This is a genomic window from Faecalibacterium duncaniae (genome assembly GCF_010509575.1).
Classification (GTDB): Bacteria; Bacillota; Clostridia; order Oscillospirales; family Ruminococcaceae; genus Faecalibacterium; species Faecalibacterium duncaniae.
Genome location: NZ_CP048437.1, coordinates 2308033 through 2324909, shown reverse-complemented (window position 1 = coordinate 2324909; position 16877 = coordinate 2308033). Strand labels below are relative to the sequence as shown.

The following is a 16877-nucleotide window of genomic DNA, read 5'->3' as shown; positions in this document are numbered from 1 at the left end:
TTGGATAACACTGGAAGCAGCTTACATTATTATAGAAGAGAGTGATACTATGGAACTGACAGCAGCCCATCTGCGGTATCTCCTGGCCATCTATGAGGTCTCCCAGACGCATCTGGATATCTGCTCCCGCAGCATTGCCGAAAAGCTGAACGTGACTAAGCCCAGCGTGGTGCGCATTATGAACCTGCTGATGGATCGGGGAATGATCGTGAAGGAACACTATGGAAAAATCTATCTGACCGATCGGGGCATCTTTGTGGCAAAGGCGGTCAGGGCTCAACTGGAAACGGTGCTGACGCATTTTCCGCCTGTGCGCATCGACATGACCGAGGAGGAACGCTATAATGCCGCTTTGGCCCTGACTTCGGCCCTGCCCGAACGGGCTTTTACCGGCGAATATGACCGCCTGTTCGGCCCGGATGAATCTGAAAAGGAGAACGCTTCGTGATCAACAAGAAACTGCTTTCCTTTGATCGGAAGGCCCTGCACTATGTGGGGCTGAACGTGCTGTTCCAGTGGCTGGGGATGCTGTGCAATGTGGTGCTGGTGATGACGGTATCCCGCCTCATCGGCGGCGTGTTTGCGGGCAGCCTGACCGGCAATGCCCTCTGGCAGGGGATGCTGCTCTGCCTGCTGACTGTGCCGGTGCGCTATGGCCTTACCCTCTGCGCCTCCGATATGAGCGACCGGGCTTCCAAGGATGTCAAGCGCACCCTGCGCAGCAGCATCTATGCAAAGCTCACCCGGCTGGGGGCCGGTTACAGCGAGACGGTGGCCACCAGCGAAGCCGTGATGCTGGCCAGCGAGGGTGTGGAGCAGATCGACACCTACTTTGCAAAGTATCTGCCTCAGCTGTTTTACAGCCTGCTGGCCCCGGTGACCCTGTTTGTGCTGCTGGTGGGCGTGCACGCGCGCTCGGCCATCCTTCTGCTGTGCTGTGTGCCGCTCATCCCCCTGTCCATTGTGGCGGTGCAGAAGTTCGCCAAGAAGCTGCTGGCGAACTACTGGGGCGAGTACACCACCCTGGGCGACAGCTTTCTGGAGAATATCCAGGGCCTGACCACCCTGAAGATCTATCAGGCAGACGGTTGGAAGCACGAGGAGATGAATGCCCAGGCCGAGCGGTTCCGCAAGATCACGATGAAGGTGCTGACCATGCAGCTGAACAGCGTGACCCTGATGGATCTGATGGCCTACGGCGGTGCCGGTCTGGGCATCATCAGCGCGGCATCGGCCTTTGCCAAGGGCCAGCTCAGCCTGACCAGCGCCCTGACCATCCTCCTGCTGGCGGCGGATTTCTTCCTGCCCCTGCGCCTGCTGGGCAGCTACTTCCACATTGCCATGAATGGCGCGGCTTCGGCTGAGAAGATCTTCAGGCTGCTCTCTGCCCAGGAGCCTGAAGATGGCGAAAAGACCGCCGACCCGGCCGACAGCACCCTTGCGCTGGAGCATGTCACTTTTGGTTACGAGAAGGAGCGCACCATCCTGCACGATGTGACCCTGACCATCCCGCAGGGCAGTTTTGTCTCGCTGGTGGGCGAAAGCGGCTGCGGCAAGAGCACCATAGCGGCCATCCTGTCCGGTGCCCGCACCGCGACGGAGGGAGAGGTTACGCTGGGCGGCATCCCGGTCAGCGAATGGAAGCAGGCCGACCGTCTGCGCCTGCTGACACTGGTGCCCCACAATGCGGCCATCTTCAAAGGCACGGTGGAAGCCAACCTCCGGATGGCCCGGCCCGATGCAGCCGAAGCCGAGCTCTGGGCGGCCCTGGAGCAGGTGAACCTTGCAGACTTCTGCCGCAGCCAGAGCGGCCTTGCAACGGCGCTCCACGAGGGCGGCTCCAACCTGTCCGGCGGGCAGCGCCAGCGCCTTGCCATGGCCCGTGCCCTGCTGCATGATTCACCCATCTATGTGTTCGACGAGGCGACCTCCAATGTGGATGCCGAGAGCGAGAACGATATAATGAAAGCCATCCACAGCCTGGCGGGAAAGAAAACAGTGATCCTGATCTCCCACCGTCTGGCCAATGTGGTGGACAGCGACTGCATCTATGTGCTGGAGGCAGGCCGCATCGCCGAGCAGGGAACACACAACGACCTGCTGGCGGCACAGGGGGTGTACAGCCGCCTGTACAACGCCCAGAAACAGCTGGAAGACCTTGGGGAGGTGAGCGCATGAACAACACAAAACACCGCAGTCCGTTTGCCATTGCCGCACGGCTGATCGTGCTGGTCCGGCCCATGCTGCCCATCATGCTGGCAGCCATTGTCATGGGTGTCATCGGCCATTTCTGCGCCACCTTTATCACGGTTTTCGGCGGCTTTGCCCTGCTCACGGCGGCAGGCCTGCCCAGCCCGCTGGCAGGCGTGGGCACAGCCTTTGTCTGCATCCTTGTCTTTGCTCTGCTGCGCGGCGTGCTGCGCTACGCAGAGCAGGCCTCCAACCACTATATCGCCTTCAAGCTGCTGGCCCTCATCCGGGATAAGGTGTTCGGCGCGCTCCGCCGCCTGACCCCCGCCAAGCTGGAGGGCCGTGACCGGGGCGACCTGATCTCCCTGATCACCGCCGACATCGAGCAGCTGGAGGTGTTCTATGCCCACACCATTTCGCCGGTCTGCATCGCGATCCTCTGTGTGACCGGCATGACCTGCTTTACGGCCAGCTATCATATTCTGCCCGCACTGGTGCTGCTGGCAGGCTATCTGCTGGTTGGCATTGCTCTGCCGGTGTGGTCTGCCAGACGGGGCGACAAAGCCGCCCGCGAGTACCGGCAGGCTCTGGCCGACACCAACAGCTATCTGCTGGAAAGCCTGCGCGGCCTGCGGGATATCCTGCAGTACCAGAACACCGCCGCGCGTGCCGAGGGCATCACAGTCCACAGCGAGACGCTGGGGGAGAAGCAGAAGGCCATGAAGTACCGCGAGGGCGTGACTGTGGGCACGGCCAACACTCTCATCGTGCTGACGGCGCTGGCTGTGCTGGGGGTAAGCATCCGGCTGTATCAGAATGGCCAGCTGGGTGCGGAGGGGGTGCTGGTCTGCACCCTGTCGGCCCTGAGCTCCTTTGGCCCGGTGGTGGCGCTGGCCAACCTCGGTGCCAGCCTGACCCAGGTGTTCGCCAGTGCCGACCGCGTCCTTGACCTGCTGGACGAGGACCCCGTGACCGCCGATGTAACCGACGGTGCGGATACCGTCTTTACCGGTGCACAGGCTGAGCATGTCAGCTTTGCCTACGCCAAGGAAGAGGTGCTCCACGACCTGAGCCTGACTATCCCGGAAAAGAAGATCGTGGGCATCACGGGCCGTTCCGGCAGCGGCAAATCCACCTTTCTGCGGCTGCTCATGCGCTTCTGGGATGTGAGCAGCGGCACCATCCGGTTTGGTGAACGTGACATCCGCGCCGTGAACACTGCCGCCCTGCGCGCCCAGGAAAGTCTTGTGACCCAGGAAACGGAGCTGTTTGACGATACCATTGAAAACAACATCCGGATCGCCCGGCGCGATGCCACCCGTGCCGAGGTGGAGGCTGCCTGCAGAAAGGCCGCGCTGGATGGCTTTATCAACAGCCTGCCCAAGGGATATGATACCCCTGTGGGCGAGCTGGGCGGTGCACTCTCCGGCGGTGAGCGTCAGCGCATCGGTGTGGCCCGTGCCTTCCTGCACGATGCACCCTTTCTCCTGCTGGATGAGCCTACTTCCAATCTGGACAGCCTGAACGAAGGGATCATCCTCAAGGCCGTGCGGGATGAGTGCAGGGAAAAGACCGTCCTGCTGGTTTCCCATCGCAGATCCACCATGGCCGTGGCCGACCTGAGCTTCTCGGTAGAAAGCGGACGGCTGAGCTGAGAAAACCGGATATCATGCAAAAAAAGACGCGCTCTGTGATGAGCGCGTCTTTTTTGTGTGCAGGGAGAAATTTACTGCTTGCGTGCAAACACGATGCCGATGGTACCGGGGCCGGAATAGCCGCCGATGGTAGTGCCGATGTCGGTCTCGTAGACATTCTCAAAATTGCCGTACTGCCGCAGTCCGGCCTTGATGGCCTCCATGCAGCCGGGCTTCGCCTGGGTGGAAGAGATGAACACCATGCTGCGGTCGATGTCCTCCCGGTTCGCCAGCTGGTCGGTGATGTACTTGCCCACGCAGATGGGCAGACTGCCCCGGTACTTCCGCACGACTTTCAGTTCACCATCGATGACGGCCAGGCTGGGCTTGATGCCCAGAATGTTGGCCCCGAAGGCCAGCACGCCGGAGCAGCGGCCGCTTTTGGCCATGTAGTCCAGCTGGTTGAGCACAAAGCTCAACTCGACCCGCTTGGCAAGGCCCTGTAAGCGCATGGAAATGTTCTTGGGCGGCAGGCCGTCAGCGGCCCACTTGGCTGCCTGCAGAACGAGATAGCCCTGCCCGGTGCAGATATTCTCGCTGTCCACAACATAGACGTTGCCGAACTCCTGCGCCGCCAGCCGGGCGTTCTGGAAGCAGGAGGAGAATTTGGAGCCGACATTGATGTGGATGACGGCATCGTAGTCTCTGGCAAAGGGGGCGAGGAAGTCGGTGTATTCCACCAGATTGGGGGCGGCGGATTTGGGCATTTTGCCGCCGTTCTGGGCATGGGCGAATACATCGACGGGGTGGATGGTAACGCCGTCCAGATAGCTTTCCTCCCCCATGAGGATGTGCATGGGGATCAGGCTGATGTTCCACTGCCGGAGCAGCGCTTCGGACAGATCGCAGGTGCTGTCCGCAGTGATCTTGATGTTCAAAATGAGATTCCTCTTTTCCAGCCGCGCGTCCGGCGGCAGTGTGATAGTTCAAAATTTACCACTATCATATCACAAATACTTCAAAATTGTTAGCTATCAAGCTGATAAAAAATGTAAATCTTTTATGAAGTGTGCAAAAGGGGCGAAAATCCATGGGCTATCTGTACAGTTGTCACAAAAATGTGCCGGAGTTTCTGGTTCTTTCCGAAAATTCGCTCGGAACTGTTTATTTTGTCGGCCAAAAATTATATAATAAGTAGTACCCAAGAATTAAGATGGATTCGGTCTGCCTTGCGGCCGTTTGTTTATTGGAGGTTTGCCTGCTTATGTTCGTTACTGATTATACCATGCATCTGCTGGATCATGTAAAAAAGATCCACTTCATCGGCTGCGGCGGCAGCGGTATGTATCCGCTGATCCAGATCCTCACTGCCAAGGGATATGATATCTCCGGCAGCGATGTGCTGGACGGCAGCATCATCCGCTCGGAGCGGGAGATGGGCGTGAAGGTCAGCCTGGGTCATGCTGCGGACAACGTGATCGGCTCTGACCTGGTGGTCTACTCTGCCGCCATTGCCAAGGACAACGTGGAGCTGAACGCTGCCGCTTCCTATGGCATCCCCACTGTGGAGCGCAGTGTTCTGCTGGGCTATGTGAGCCGCCTGTACAAGGACAGCATCTGCGTTTCCGGCACCCACGGCAAGACCACCACGACTTCCATGATCACCACCGCACTGGAGCTGGCAGGCCGTGATCCCTCTGCAGTCATCGGCGGCAAGCTGCCCCTCATCGGCGGCTACGGCAAGGCCGGCAAGGGTGATGATATCGTCATCGAGGCCTGCGAGTTCTCCGAGACCTTCCTCAAGCTGACCCCCTATATGTCCGTGGTGCTGAACATCGATAACGACCATCTGGACTATTACGGCAGCATGGGCGAGCTGAAGTTTGCCTTCAAGCGCTTTGCCCTGATGACCCATTTTATGATCTTTGCCAATGCAGATGATAAGAACACCATGGATGTCATGTACACCCTGGACCGCCGCGTGCGCACCTTTGCCATTGACAATGCGGCCGATTACCGTGCTGTCAACGTGCAGGAATACAAGCCCGGCTTCTTTGAATTTGATCTGAAGGAGTGGGATACCAATGAGCTGGGCCACATCCGTCTGGCAGTGCCGGGCCGCCACAACATTTACAATGCACTGGCCATGTGTGCTGTCTGCCGCTCTGTGGGCCTGACCGTGGAGGAGTGCGCCAACGCTGCCCTGAACTTCAAGGGGGCAGGCCGCCGTTTTGAGGTCTACGGCGAGTGCAACGGCGCGGTGGTCGTGGACGACTACGCCCACCATCCCACCGAGATCCGCGCGACCCTGAACACCGCCAAGGAGCTGGGCTACAATCGTGTCATCGCAGTCCATCAGCCGTTTACATACAGCCGGACCAAGATGCTGTTCAACGACTTTGTGGATGTGTTCAAGATCCCTGATATCACGGTGATCACCCCCATCATGGGCAGCCGCGAGCCCAACGACCCCACCATTACCAGCGCAAAGCTGGCGGCGCAGATCCCCAACTCTGTGCTGGTGGACAGCCTGGAGGCTGCCGCTGACTGGGTCAAACAGAACGCCCGGGAGGGCGATCTGGTCATCACTCTGGGCTGCGGCGATATCTATAAGGCCAGCAAGATGATGGTGAAGAAAGACTGATCGTTTGGAATAGCTGAAAGCCGCCGGGTCAAAAACGCCCGGCGGCTTTTGCCTGCCGGACGTTTCACAGACCGAACTGGTCTGCAATATCCACCCTGCGAAAGCGCCCTGCCGGGAGACCGGCGGGGCGTTTTTGCGCTATGGGATGGGCGTAATGAAAAATATCTCAAAAATTTTACACAAATCAGACCCGGAAGGGTGGCGGCGGGGGTGGGATTCTGCTATACTGATTCTGGTACGAAAAGGAGGAGAGAGGATATGCCATCTACGTATGCACACCGCCGCTTTGGTGCGGATGTTCTGGTGCAGCTGCCCAGGGAGCTGCGGGAAAAGATCACCCCGTACCGGCCGCTGTATGATATGGGCCTGCACGGGCCTGACCTGATGTTCTACTACCGGGCGTTGCAGTCCAACCCCGTGAACCGGCTGGGCAACGCCATGCACGAGCAGCCGGGCCGGGTGTTCTTTACCCGGGCCCGGGGCGTGGTGAACACGGCCCGCAACAAGAATGCTGCGTTGGCCTATGCGCTGGGGTTCGTCTGCCACTTTGCACTGGACAGCACCTGCCACCCCTATGTGGAGCGCTATACCCGGGAAAGCGGTGTGAGCCACTGCGAGATCGAGACGGAGTTTGACAACCAGCTGATGCGGGAGGACGGGCTTGACCCGATGCACTTTTTCACGGCGGGGCATATCCGCCCCAACCGGGAGTTTGCAAAGATCATTGCGCCGTTCTATGAAAATGTCACGGCAGACGAGACCTACGGAGCCATGCGGGGCATGGTGCGGGTGCACCATCTGCTGCAGGCTACCAGCCCGGTCAAGCGCTGGGTGGTGTTGACGGCCCTGAAAGCGGCAGGTACCTATGATGTCATGCACGGGCTGGTGGCGAACCTCCAGCCCAATCCCCGGTGCGAGGCCAGCGACAAAGAGCTGGAAGCGCTGTATCAGCAGGCTCTCCCGCTGGCAGTGCGGCTCATCACGGAATATGTGGAAGGGCTCTCCAACGGCGCACCGCTGGACAAGGCCTATGACCACACCTTCGGAGAATTTTGAGAGGAATGCAAATGGACAAAGCAAAGCAAAAATTTCGCCTGACCAGCCTGGAACGGGCGTGGATCTTATACGATGTGGGCAACTCGGCGTTTGTGCTGCTGGTGGCAACGCTGATCCCCATCTTCTTCAACGCACTGGCTGAGGGGGGCGGCCTGAGCTCGGTGGAGTATCTGGCCTACTGGGGCTATGCAGCCTCGGCGGTCACAGTCATCACGGCGGTGCTCAGCCCGATCCTTGGCACACTGGCCGATACCCGCAACTACAAAAAGCCCATCTTCACCTTCTGCGTGGCAGTGGGTGTGATCGGCTGCTGCGCCATGGGGATGGCAAGCACCTGGCTGCCGTTCCTGCTCATCTTCATCTTTGCCAAGGTAGGCTTTTCGGGCAGTTTGGTGTTCTATGACTCCATGCTCAGCGATGTGACTGTGCCGGACCGGATGGATGAGGTCTCCTCCAAAGGCTATGCCTGGGGCTACATTGGCAGCTGTGTGCCCTTTGTGGTCTGTCTGGCGCTGGTGCTGGGGGCCGGGAGCATCGGTATCTCCCAGATGACGGCGCTGAACCTTGCTCTCTTTATCACCGCCGTCTGGTGGCTGGTGACCACCCTGCCCCTGCTGCGCCAGTATAAGCAGGTGCACTTTGTGGAGGTGCAGGAACATGCCATCCGCCAGAGCTTTGCCCGCATCGGCCACACCCTCCGCCACCTGAAAGAGGACAGGCAGGTATTCTGGTTCCTGCTGGCCTTTTTCTGCTACATCGATGGTGTGTACACCATCATCGATATGGCCACGGCCTACGGCACGGCCCTGGGGCTGGACACCACCGGCCTGCTGCTGGCGCTGCTGGTCACCCAGATCGTGGCCTTCCCCTCGGCACTGGTGTTCGGGCGGCTGAGCGGGCAATACCCCTCAGGCACCCTCATCCCGGTCTGCATCGCAGCCTATGCGGGTATTGCGCTGTTTGCCTTTTTCCTGAAGCACCAGTGGCAGTTCTGGGTGCTGGCCGTTGTGGTGGGCATGTTCCAGGGCGGCATCCAGGCGCTGAGCCGGAGCCATTTTGCCAAGATCATCCCGCCGGAAAAATCGGGCGAGTACTTCGGTCTGTTCGATATCTGCGGCAAGGGCGCATCCTTTCTGGGCACCATGATCGTCAGTGTGGGCAGCCAGCTGACCGGCAGCGCCAATGTGGGCGTGGGCAGCCTGATCGTGCTGTTCGTTGTGGGATTCGTGCTGTTCCGGGTGTCGGATCAAAAGTGAATTGAACCCCCCAGTCACCTGCGGTGACAGCCCCCCTAGTAGTGGGGCCTTTGGTATTTCGCAAAGCCTGACCTCTTTGCCAAGGCCGCCCCTACCAGGGGCGGTGGCATCCCGCAGGGATGACGGTGGGGTTTAACCGCAAGAGCCTTCCCTTTGGGAGGGCCTTTTTTTGTTCGTTGCGTCTTACCGGAAGGCGTGGTACAATAGGGCCAAACACTTTGAAAAAATATGACCCAAAGGAGAAACAACATGAACTATCCCGGTTATACGCTGGTGCGCCGCGAGGACTGCCCGGAGCAGCACGGTGTGCTGACGGTTCTGAACCACGATGTGAGCGGGGCCACTGTCCTGCTGGTGGAGAACGAGGACACCAACAAGGCGTTCGGCATCGGCTTCGGCACCTTCCCCTCCGACGACACCGGTGTGTTCCACATTCTGGAGCACTCGGTGCTGGCGGGCAGCGAGAAGTACCCCGTGACCTCGCCTTTTTTGCAGCTGCTCAAGAGCAGTATGGCCTCCTTCCTGAACGCCATGACCTTCCCGGACAAGACGGTGTATCCCTTTGCCACCCCCAACGAGACCGACTTCAGGAACCTGATGGACGTGTACCTGAACGCCGTGTTCTGCCCGCTGGCCATGGTGGACAAGGCCGTGTTCGAGCAGGAGGGCTGGCACCGGGACGCGGACGGCACGGTGAGCGGTGTGGTCTACAATGAGATGCAGGGTGCGCTGGCCTCCCCGGACGCGCAGCTGCAGAACGCGCTGGAGCGGGCCATGTTCCCGGATACGGCCTACGGCTTTGTGTCCGGCGGCGACCCGGCCTCCATCCCGGCCCTGACCTATGAAAAATACCAGCGGGTGTACCGCCGTCATTACAGTGCCGACAACTGCTGCATCACCCTGTACGGCAAGATGGATATGGCCGAGAAGCTGGCGTTTCTGGATGAGCACTACCTGAGCAGGATGCCCAAGGGCACCAGCCGCCCCCGGCTGACGGTGCAGGACCAGCAGAACGGTGTGCGTGTGCACATCCCGTACTACACCGAAAACCCCGAGCCGGATCAGGTGCAGTGTGCGCTGGCCTGGTACACCGGCGCGTTTGCTGATCGGGAGCGCCAGCTGGGCGTGGAGATCCTGCTGGATGCCCTGCTGGGCACCAACCAGTCCCCGCTGAAGGCAGCTCTGCTGGAGCAGAAGCTGGGCGCGGATATCGACATTGGCTTTGACGACAGCACCCTGCAGCCCACGCTGGAGCTGGTGCTGCGGGGGGCCACCGCAGAGACTGCCCCCAAATTTGCAGTTGGTGTGAAACAGGCTGTGACCGACCTGCTGGCAGGGGGCATCCCCGAGGAACTGCTGCTGGCCAGCTTGAACGCCATGGAGTTTGCCTCTCTGGAGCGCCCGGGCAGCCTGCCCGACGGTGTGCTGGATGCCATCTATGCCGCCACCGGCTGGCTCCACACCGGAGACCCGGCTCTGCTGCTCCACACCGACAAACTGTTTGCTTCCCTGCGGGAGAAGCTCTCCACCGGCTGGTTCAACGATCTGCTGAAGAATCTGCTGCTGGCCGAGCCGGTGCAGGTGATCCAGACCCCGGCCCTGCCCAAGAAGAACGAAGAAGATGCTGCCCCTGCCCGCAATGACGGCAAGCTGGTGCTGGACCATCCGCTGACCGTGGCCGACCTGGGCGACGGTGACAGGAGCGCTGCCGGTACAGTGGAACCGCTGGCCGGTGCGGAGCTGCTGCACCACCCCTCCAAGGGCAGTCTGTATCTGAATTTCTACTACGACCTGGGCGAGTGCACCCCGGAAGAGGTGCAGTATCTTGACCTGCTGACTGATATTCTGGACGAGCTGGATACCCCGGAGCACACTGCCCGGGAGCTGCAGACCCAGCGCGCCACCTGGCTGGGCAACAGCATGGCCTGCATCAGCTTCTGGACCGGGCGGCAGGAGGGCAGCCCCTGCCACGCAAAGCTTACCTGGAACATGAGCCTGTTGGAACGGAATCTGGACAAGGCCATTGCGCTGGGCAGTGAGTACCTCTACAAGACCTGCCTGACCGGTCCCAAGGCCGAGGAAGCCTTTGCCCGGGTGCTGAGCCAGCAGAAGCTGAACATGGAGCAGCAGTTCATCCGGCAGGGCAACCAGTACGCTGCCGTGCGTGCCGCCGCCCACTACTCCGTGGAGTATGCCCTGAGCGAGCGGTGCAGCGGCGTGACCGGGTACCACTTCCTGTGCGGCCTGCTGGAACAGGCCGACTGGGCCGCCATGGGCAAAAAGCTGGAAGCGGTGCGGGAAAAGGTGCTGAACCATGCAGCCCTGACCGTCAGCCTGCATGGCAGTGAGGAAGCGCTGGCAAAGCTGCGTGCCCTGCTGCCCGGTAGTGCCTTTGCTGCCCAGGGCCGCACCGCTGCCAAGCCCTACACAGAGGTGCTGACGGCCCCCGTGAACGAGGCATTTATTATTGACGGCGGCGTGAACTATGATATCCTGACCTGGCCCATGGAGCGGCAGGCCGACCGCCGGGTGCTGGCCCGCATTATGAGCTACGAATACCTGTGGCACAACATCCGTGAGGTGGGCGGCGCTTACGGCACCGGAATGCTGACCCGTGCCCAGACCGAGGGACTGTACACCTACCGTGACCCCCACCTGACCGAGAGCTACGAGACCTTTGCCAAGGCCCCCGAGGCGCTGGCAGGCCGGGAGTACACCGAAAAAGACCTGACCGAGTTCATCGTGGGTGCGGTGTCCGAGATGGATTCGCCCAAAAAGCCCAACGCTGAGGCCAAGGAGCTGGACCGCCGGTACTTCTGCGGCATCACCGATGCTATGCTGGCCGCGGACCGCAAGGCCATGTGCAGCGTGACAGCTGAAACGATCCGGGCACAGGCCGCAGACCTTGCAGACCGGATGGCAAACGCTACCCGTGTGGTCTTTGGCAGCAAGGACGCTGTGGAAGCAGGCAAGCAGCTGTTTGACCGCATCGAGACCCTGTAAGCAGAACCGAAACTGAATCTGTAACGAAAGCAGGCACTCTGACTTTGCCCCGGACGGGGCGGGCGGAGTGCCTGCTTTTTTGCGCAAAAGGCGCTTCACGCACCTGATGTGTCTGCGCGTGAAAAATCCGAGAGAAAAACGGAGATTTCTGCACGGTGCGATACAGCGATGAAAAATGAAAGATTGTTTTATACGGATGGGATTTTATGACGCTAAAAGTACAAAACAGCCCTGCAAAAGTGCGCGCTGTTGCAGGGGACGAAAAGCTGGTATCCTTGTGCCAAGCCAAACAGAAAGGATGTGAGAACACAGGATGGCGCAAGCAAAACAGCCGGGCAGGGACAAGAGCCTTGCCAGCCTGCACAAGGCCACCGACACCCTGAGCACCATGCTGGCGCAGGAGGTCAAGGAACTGAACGCCCGGCAGAAGGCCCAGCGTGGCGATGGCTCTGACCCCGCCCTGATGAAGGGGCTCAAGGAGGCTACGGCGGTGCTGAAGGATCTGGCTGCGGTGGCCAAGACCCTGAATGATCAGGGTGCGGATGCCGAGGCCCGGGCGTGCGGCGTGGTGCTTCTGCCAGCCGTGGAGGACGTATGAATGCAGAGATCGTATGGCGGCCCCAGCCCCGGCAGGCGGAGTTCATGCGCCGCCCAGAACCAGAAGCCCTGTACGGGGGCGCGGCAGGCGGCGGCAAGAGTGACGCGCTGGTGATCGAGGCCCTGCGGCAGGTGCACATCCCCCACTATCGGGGGCTCATCCTGCGCAAGACCTACCCCCAGCTCAGTGATCTGGTGGACAAGAGCATGGCCTACTACAAGCGGGCTTTTCCTACGGCGCAGTACAACGCCACCAGCCATGTGTGGGTGTTCCCCAGCGGGGCAAAGATCTACTTTGGTTCCATGCAGTACACCAAGGACCGCACAAATTATCAGGGCAAGGCCTTCGACTTCATCGGGTTCGATGAGCTGACCCATTTCGAGTGGGAAGAGTACAGCTATATGATGAGCCGCAACCGCCCTACCGGCCCGGGCACCCGGGTCTACCTGCGGGCCACCACCAATCCCGGCGGTGTGGGGCACGGCTGGGTGAAAGCCAGGTTCATCACGCCTGCCCCGCCCGGCACCCCCATTGTGGAACAGTTCCCGGTGCGGATGCCGGACGGAACCGAGAAGGTGCTGGAGCGGGCAAGGGTGTTTATCCCGTCCAGCGTGTTCGACAACCCCGCCCTGCTGGAAAATGACCCGGACTACCTTGCCAGTCTGGCAAGCCTGCCCGAAGCGGAAAAGCAGGCCCTGCTCTATGGCAGCTGGGACAGCTTTTCGGGGCAGGTGTTCACCGAGTGGCGGAACGACCCGGGGCATTATCAGGACCAGCGCTGGACCCATGTCATTGCGCCCTTTGCCATCCCCAGACACTGGAAGATCTACCGGGGGTACGATTTCGGTTTCTCGAAGCCGTTCTCGGTGGGGTGGTACGCGGCGGATGAGGAGGGCAGGCTTTACCGCATCAAGGAGCTGTACGGCTGCACGGGCCGCCCCAACGAGGGCCTGCGCATCGATCCGGTGGAACAGGCAAGGCGGATCCGGGAGGCGGAGCAGAACGACCCGATGCTCAAGGGCCGCACCATTCTGGGGGTGGCTGACCCCGCCATCTTTGATGAGAGCCGGGGCGAGAGCATTGCCGCCATGATGGAGCGGGGCCCCCATTTTCTCCACTGGGTCCCCGGTGACCACACCCGCCTGGCGGGGAAGATGCAGTTCCACTACCGGCTGGCGTTCGATGGGGAGGGGCGGCCCATGTTTCAGGTGTTCAACACCTGCAGGCACTTCATCCGCACCCTCCCGAACCTGGTCTATGACGAGAGCAATGTGGAGGACATCGACACCCGGCAGGAGGACCATATCTATGACGAGTGCCGCTATGTGCTGATGGAAAATCCCATCTCCCCGCCCCGGCAGACCGTGCAGCCTCCGTTGGGGGATGACCCGCTGGAGCTGCACCGGAGGGCAAGATTTTACAGGGTATAGGCGGCTCACCCTCTCCGTCAGCGCTGGCGCGCTGCCACCTCTCCCGAAGGGCGAGGCCTTGGCAGTTATTGCAAAGTTTGCAGTTTCGTCAGAAGCTCCCACTTTGGGAGCAACGACGACGACCGCCGCCAGCGGCGGATTGAGGGAGGAGTTGTTGGGGCAGCGGCCAGCAAGGATGCGAACAGAGTGAAGCAGACGCTGGGAGCCGCAACCCGGCTGTGGGCGAGCGGAGCGAGACTGAGAGGGTGAGGAAGCTAACAAGAAAGGAGTAAGCAATGATCGATGAAAAGCCCCCCATCGGGGTAGAAGAAGTGGCCGAAGCCACTGCCATTTTACAGAAATACAAGGCCGGAAAGGCCGCGCTGGACAAACGCATTGTGGACAACGAGCTGTGGTTCCGGATGGGACACTGGAAGAACTACCAGAACCCCATGATGGAGGGCAAGCCCCAGCCTGCCAGTGGGTGGCTGTTCAACAGCATTGCCAACAAGCACGCCGATGCCATGGACAATTACCCGGCCCCCAACGTTCTGCCCCGGGCGGCAGACGATGCGCAGACCGCACAGGTGCTTTCCAGCATCCTGCCGGTGGTGCTGGAGCAGGCAGACTATGAGCAGGTGTACAGCGACACCTGGTGGCGCAAGCTCAAGCAGGGCACCGGGGTCAAGGGCGTGTTCTGGGACCCGGAGGCCCGGGGCGGCGTGGGAGAGATCGCCATCCGGCCCATGAACCTGCTCATGCTCTACTGGGAGCCGGGCGTGGCTGATATCCAGGCCTCGCCCCACTTTTTCTCCCTGAGCATGGAGAACACCAAACAGCTGGAAAACCGCTGGCCCCAGCTGAAGGGCCACAGCGCCAGTGTGCTGGATGTACCCCGTTTTCTCCACGACGGCGGGCTGGATACCACCGAAAAAAGCGTGGTGGTGGACTGGTACTACAAAAAGCCGGACAAGGCCGGACACACCCTGCTCCACTACTGCAAGTTCTGCAACGGCGTGGTGCTCTACGCCAGCGAGAACGACCCGGCCCTTGCCGGGCGGGGCTTCTACGACCACGGGAAATATCCCTTCGTGTTCGACCCGCTGTTTATGGAAGAGGACAGCCCGGCGGGCTTTGGCTATATCGATGTGATGAAGGAATGCCAGACCGCCATCGACCGGATGAACCATGCCATGGATGAAAATGTCCTGCTGGCATCCAAGCAGCGGTATGTGCTCAGCGACACGGCGGGCGTGAACGAGGAGGAACTGGCGGATCTCAGCCGGGACATCGTCCATGTGGCCGGGCGGCTGGGAGACGAGAGTTTCCGTCCATTGCAGACCGCCGGTTTGCAGGGAAACAGCCTGAGCTACCGCAACAGCCGCATTGAGGAACTGAAGGAGATCAGCGGAAACCGGGATATGACCCAGGGCGGCACCGCAGGCGGCGTGACGGCGGCAAGTGCCATTGCGGCCCTGCAGGAGGCGGGCAGCAAGCTCTCCCGCGATATGCTCAAAAGCGCCTACCGGGCCTTTGCAAGGGAGTGCTACCTCATCATTGACCTGATGCGGCAGTTTTACGATGAGGAGCGGGTGTTCCGTGTCATCGGGCCTGCCGGAGGCAGGGAGTTCGTGCCCTTTTCCGGGGCAGCGCTGCGTGCCCGCCCCATGGGGCTGATGGGCGGCGTGGAGCTGGGAAGCCGGGAACCGGTGTTTGATATCGTGGTGAGCGCTGAGAAAAAATCCACCTTCAGCCGCCTTTCCCAGAATGAAACGGCGAAGGAGTGCTACCAGCTGGGTTTCTTTGCACCCCAGAATGCCGACGCGGCCCTGGCGGCACTGGAGATGATGGACTTTGAGGGCATCGAAAAAGTGCGCCAGAGGGTGCGGCAGAACGGCACGCTGGCACAGAAGCTGACGGCGGCCCAGATGCAGATTACGCAATTCCGCGAAAAATTGAGCGGCGCGGAGGAAAATCTGAGCACAAGAGCATTGGCGAAGAATCTCTCCGGCGCTTTGCGCCAGCTCTCCTGACAGGAGAGCCAGGTTCACGCTGCTGCTGGCTTGCCTCCCCTATGAGGGGAGGCGGCACCGCAGGTGACGGAGAGGTTTTACATGAGAAGGAGGCAGAAATGATCAAGGTGAATTATACGGAATTGGACGGCCCTTACGGCCCGGCCATGCGTCTGGAGGCGGCGGGCCATGCAGGCTATGCCCCGGCAGGGCAGGATATCGTGTGCGCCGGTGTCAGCACCCTGATGCAAGCACTGGTCAGCCTGCTGGCGGGCGAAGAAAACGCCCACAGCGATGCTTTTGACGAGCCCGATGGCCCCCGCCTGACGGTGACTGCTGCCCGGCCCTGTACCGCATGGGTCGAGGGAGCCTTTGAGCTGGCCAAGGCGGGCTTTGCCCTGCTGGCAGAGCGCTACCCGGACAATGTCTGCTTTGCCGACCGGAGTGCCCGGGGCAAGCAGGGGATGATGGACCTGCAGCTGTTTGCTGGCGGCGGCGAAGCGGCTGCCCCTGCCCTGAGCGCGGCCCAGGAACAGCAGGCTGTGGCATCGGGTACCATGAAGCCCGGTGAAAAAGCGGACGCAAGGCAGGAGACGACCGCCCCGGAGGGGGAGAAGGAGGTGAAAGAGACCGAACCGGTCAAGGTGGAAGAAGGGCAGGAACAGGAACCGCCCCGCCCTGCGCTGCCAAAACGTTTCCCGGGAAGCCAGGCTGTGGATGCTCTGCACCGGCGCTGGGCTGCGGAGGAGGCCATGATGCGCCGGGCAGTGCCGGAGTTTTCCCTGCAAAAGGAGCTGGCGGACCCCGAGATGCGCCGTCTGATGCAGCTGCCCGGGATGCGGATGCTGGATGCCTACCGGCTGGCCCACTACGGGGATGCCATGCGCCAGACTGCCCGCACCGTGGAGCAGGGCGTGGTGGAGCGCATCCGCCAGCGCGGGGCACGCCCTGCTGAAAACGGCACCCACCCCGGCAGCGCCGCCGTGACCGGTGCGGATGTGAACCGGATGACCCGCAGCCAGCGGGAAGCGCTGGAGCGTCAGGCGCTCCATGGTGCAAAGATCAGTTTTTGAGG

General features: G+C 60.9%; 12 protein-coding genes. 11 read left to right on the top strand and 1 reads right to left on the bottom strand.

The features are described from left to right. The first annotated feature begins 49 nt into the window (after positions 1 to 49). Genes GXM22_RS11190 through GXM22_RS11180 form a run of 3 tightly spaced genes read left to right on the top strand, consistent with a single transcriptional unit; the run spans position 50 to position 3845 of the window. Entirely contained in the window at positions 50 to 448 is a 399-nt protein-coding gene (locus tag GXM22_RS11190; RefSeq protein WP_005931315.1) for a metal-dependent transcriptional regulator, read from the top strand. Continuing rightward, positions 445 to 2178, top strand: a complete 1734-nt coding sequence (locus GXM22_RS11185; RefSeq protein WP_005931313.1) for an ABC transporter ATP-binding protein/permease — start codon at positions 445 to 447, stop codon at positions 2176 to 2178. Before GXM22_RS11190 ends, GXM22_RS11185 begins: the two co-directional genes overlap by 4 nt. Beyond that, positions 2175 to 3845, top strand: coding sequence for an amino acid ABC transporter ATP-binding/permease protein (locus GXM22_RS11180; RefSeq protein WP_005931311.1), 1671 nt, complete (start codon positions 2175 to 2177; stop codon positions 3843 to 3845). Before GXM22_RS11185 ends, GXM22_RS11180 begins: the two co-directional genes overlap by 4 nt. Positions 3846 to 3916: 71 nt before the next feature. Here the strand turns inward: GXM22_RS11180 and GXM22_RS11175 are convergent, their stop codons facing one another. Further along, on the bottom strand, positions 3917 to 4762 hold the full coding sequence (locus GXM22_RS11175) for a DegV family protein (RefSeq protein WP_005931309.1): 846 nt from the start codon (positions 4760 to 4762) through the stop codon (positions 3917 to 3919). A gap of 326 nt (positions 4763 to 5088) precedes the next feature. Between GXM22_RS11175 and murC the strand changes: the two genes are divergently transcribed. The 8 genes from murC to GXM22_RS11135 all read left to right on the top strand — a co-directional run bounded on the left by murC (position 5089) and on the right by GXM22_RS11135 (position 16875). Then, positions 5089 to 6468 (top strand): UDP-N-acetylmuramate--L-alanine ligase, encoded by a 1380-nt coding sequence (murC, locus tag GXM22_RS11170; protein ID WP_035393696.1) that lies wholly within the window; start codon positions 5089 to 5091, stop codon positions 6466 to 6468. A gap of 258 nt (positions 6469 to 6726) precedes the next feature. Then, positions 6727 to 7524 (top strand): zinc dependent phospholipase C family protein, encoded by a 798-nt coding sequence (locus GXM22_RS11165; protein WP_005931300.1) that lies wholly within the window; start codon positions 6727 to 6729, stop codon positions 7522 to 7524. Positions 7525 to 7529: 5 nt separating this feature from the next. Then, positions 7530 to 8780 (top strand): MFS transporter, encoded by a 1251-nt coding sequence (locus GXM22_RS11160; RefSeq protein WP_005931296.1) that lies wholly within the window; start codon positions 7530 to 7532, stop codon positions 8778 to 8780. A gap of 249 nt (positions 8781 to 9029) precedes the next feature. Continuing rightward, positions 9030 to 11783 (top strand): insulinase family protein, encoded by a 2754-nt coding sequence (locus GXM22_RS11155; protein WP_035393693.1) that lies wholly within the window; start codon positions 9030 to 9032, stop codon positions 11781 to 11783. 313 nt (positions 11784 to 12096) lie between these two features. Continuing rightward, positions 12097 to 12381 carry a hypothetical protein gene (locus GXM22_RS11150; protein WP_005931289.1) on the top strand — a complete coding sequence of 95 codons (285 nt, stop codon included), beginning with the start codon at positions 12097 to 12099 and terminating at the stop codon, positions 12379 to 12381. Continuing rightward, positions 12378 to 13811, top strand: a complete 1434-nt coding sequence (locus GXM22_RS11145; protein WP_005931285.1) for a phage terminase large subunit — start codon at positions 12378 to 12380, stop codon at positions 13809 to 13811. The genes GXM22_RS11150 and GXM22_RS11145 overlap by 4 nt, the downstream gene beginning before the upstream one ends. Positions 13812 to 14086: 275 nt before the next feature. Then, complete coding sequence (locus GXM22_RS11140; protein ID WP_005931278.1) at positions 14087 to 15823, top strand: portal protein; 1737 nt, start codon at positions 14087 to 14089, stop codon at positions 15821 to 15823. Between the two features lie 98 nt (positions 15824 to 15921). Next, the gene (locus GXM22_RS11135; protein ID WP_035393690.1) at positions 15922 to 16875 is read left to right on the top strand and encodes a ribosomal-processing cysteine protease Prp; all 954 of its coding nucleotides are present in this window, start codon (positions 15922 to 15924) and stop codon (positions 16873 to 16875) included. Positions 16876 to 16877 lie beyond the last annotated feature (2 nt).

Excerpts from the sequence above, each read along its gene's own strand:
- GXM22_RS11190 (WP_005931315.1), top strand. The coding sequence starts at position 50 with ATGGAACTGACAGCAGCCCATCTGCGGTATCTCCTGGCCATCTATGAG.
- GXM22_RS11180 (WP_005931311.1), top strand. The coding sequence starts at position 2,175 with ATGAACAACACAAAACACCGCAGTCCGTTTGCCATTGCCGCACGGCTG.
- murC (WP_035393696.1), top strand. The coding sequence starts at position 5,089 with ATGTTCGTTACTGATTATACCATGCATCTGCTGGATCATGTAAAAAAG.
- GXM22_RS11165 (WP_005931300.1), top strand. The coding sequence starts at position 6,727 with ATGCCATCTACGTATGCACACCGCCGCTTTGGTGCGGATGTTCTGGTG.
- GXM22_RS11160 (WP_005931296.1), top strand. The coding sequence starts at position 7,530 with ATGCAAATGGACAAAGCAAAGCAAAAATTTCGCCTGACCAGCCTGGAA.
- GXM22_RS11155 (WP_035393693.1), top strand. The coding sequence starts at position 9,030 with ATGAACTATCCCGGTTATACGCTGGTGCGCCGCGAGGACTGCCCGGAG.
- GXM22_RS11150 (WP_005931289.1), top strand. The coding sequence starts at position 12,097 with ATGGCGCAAGCAAAACAGCCGGGCAGGGACAAGAGCCTTGCCAGCCTG.
- GXM22_RS11145 (WP_005931285.1), top strand. The coding sequence starts at position 12,378 with ATGAATGCAGAGATCGTATGGCGGCCCCAGCCCCGGCAGGCGGAGTTC.
- GXM22_RS11140 (WP_005931278.1), top strand. The coding sequence starts at position 14,087 with ATGATCGATGAAAAGCCCCCCATCGGGGTAGAAGAAGTGGCCGAAGCC.
- GXM22_RS11135 (WP_035393690.1), top strand. The coding sequence starts at position 15,922 with ATGATCAAGGTGAATTATACGGAATTGGACGGCCCTTACGGCCCGGCC.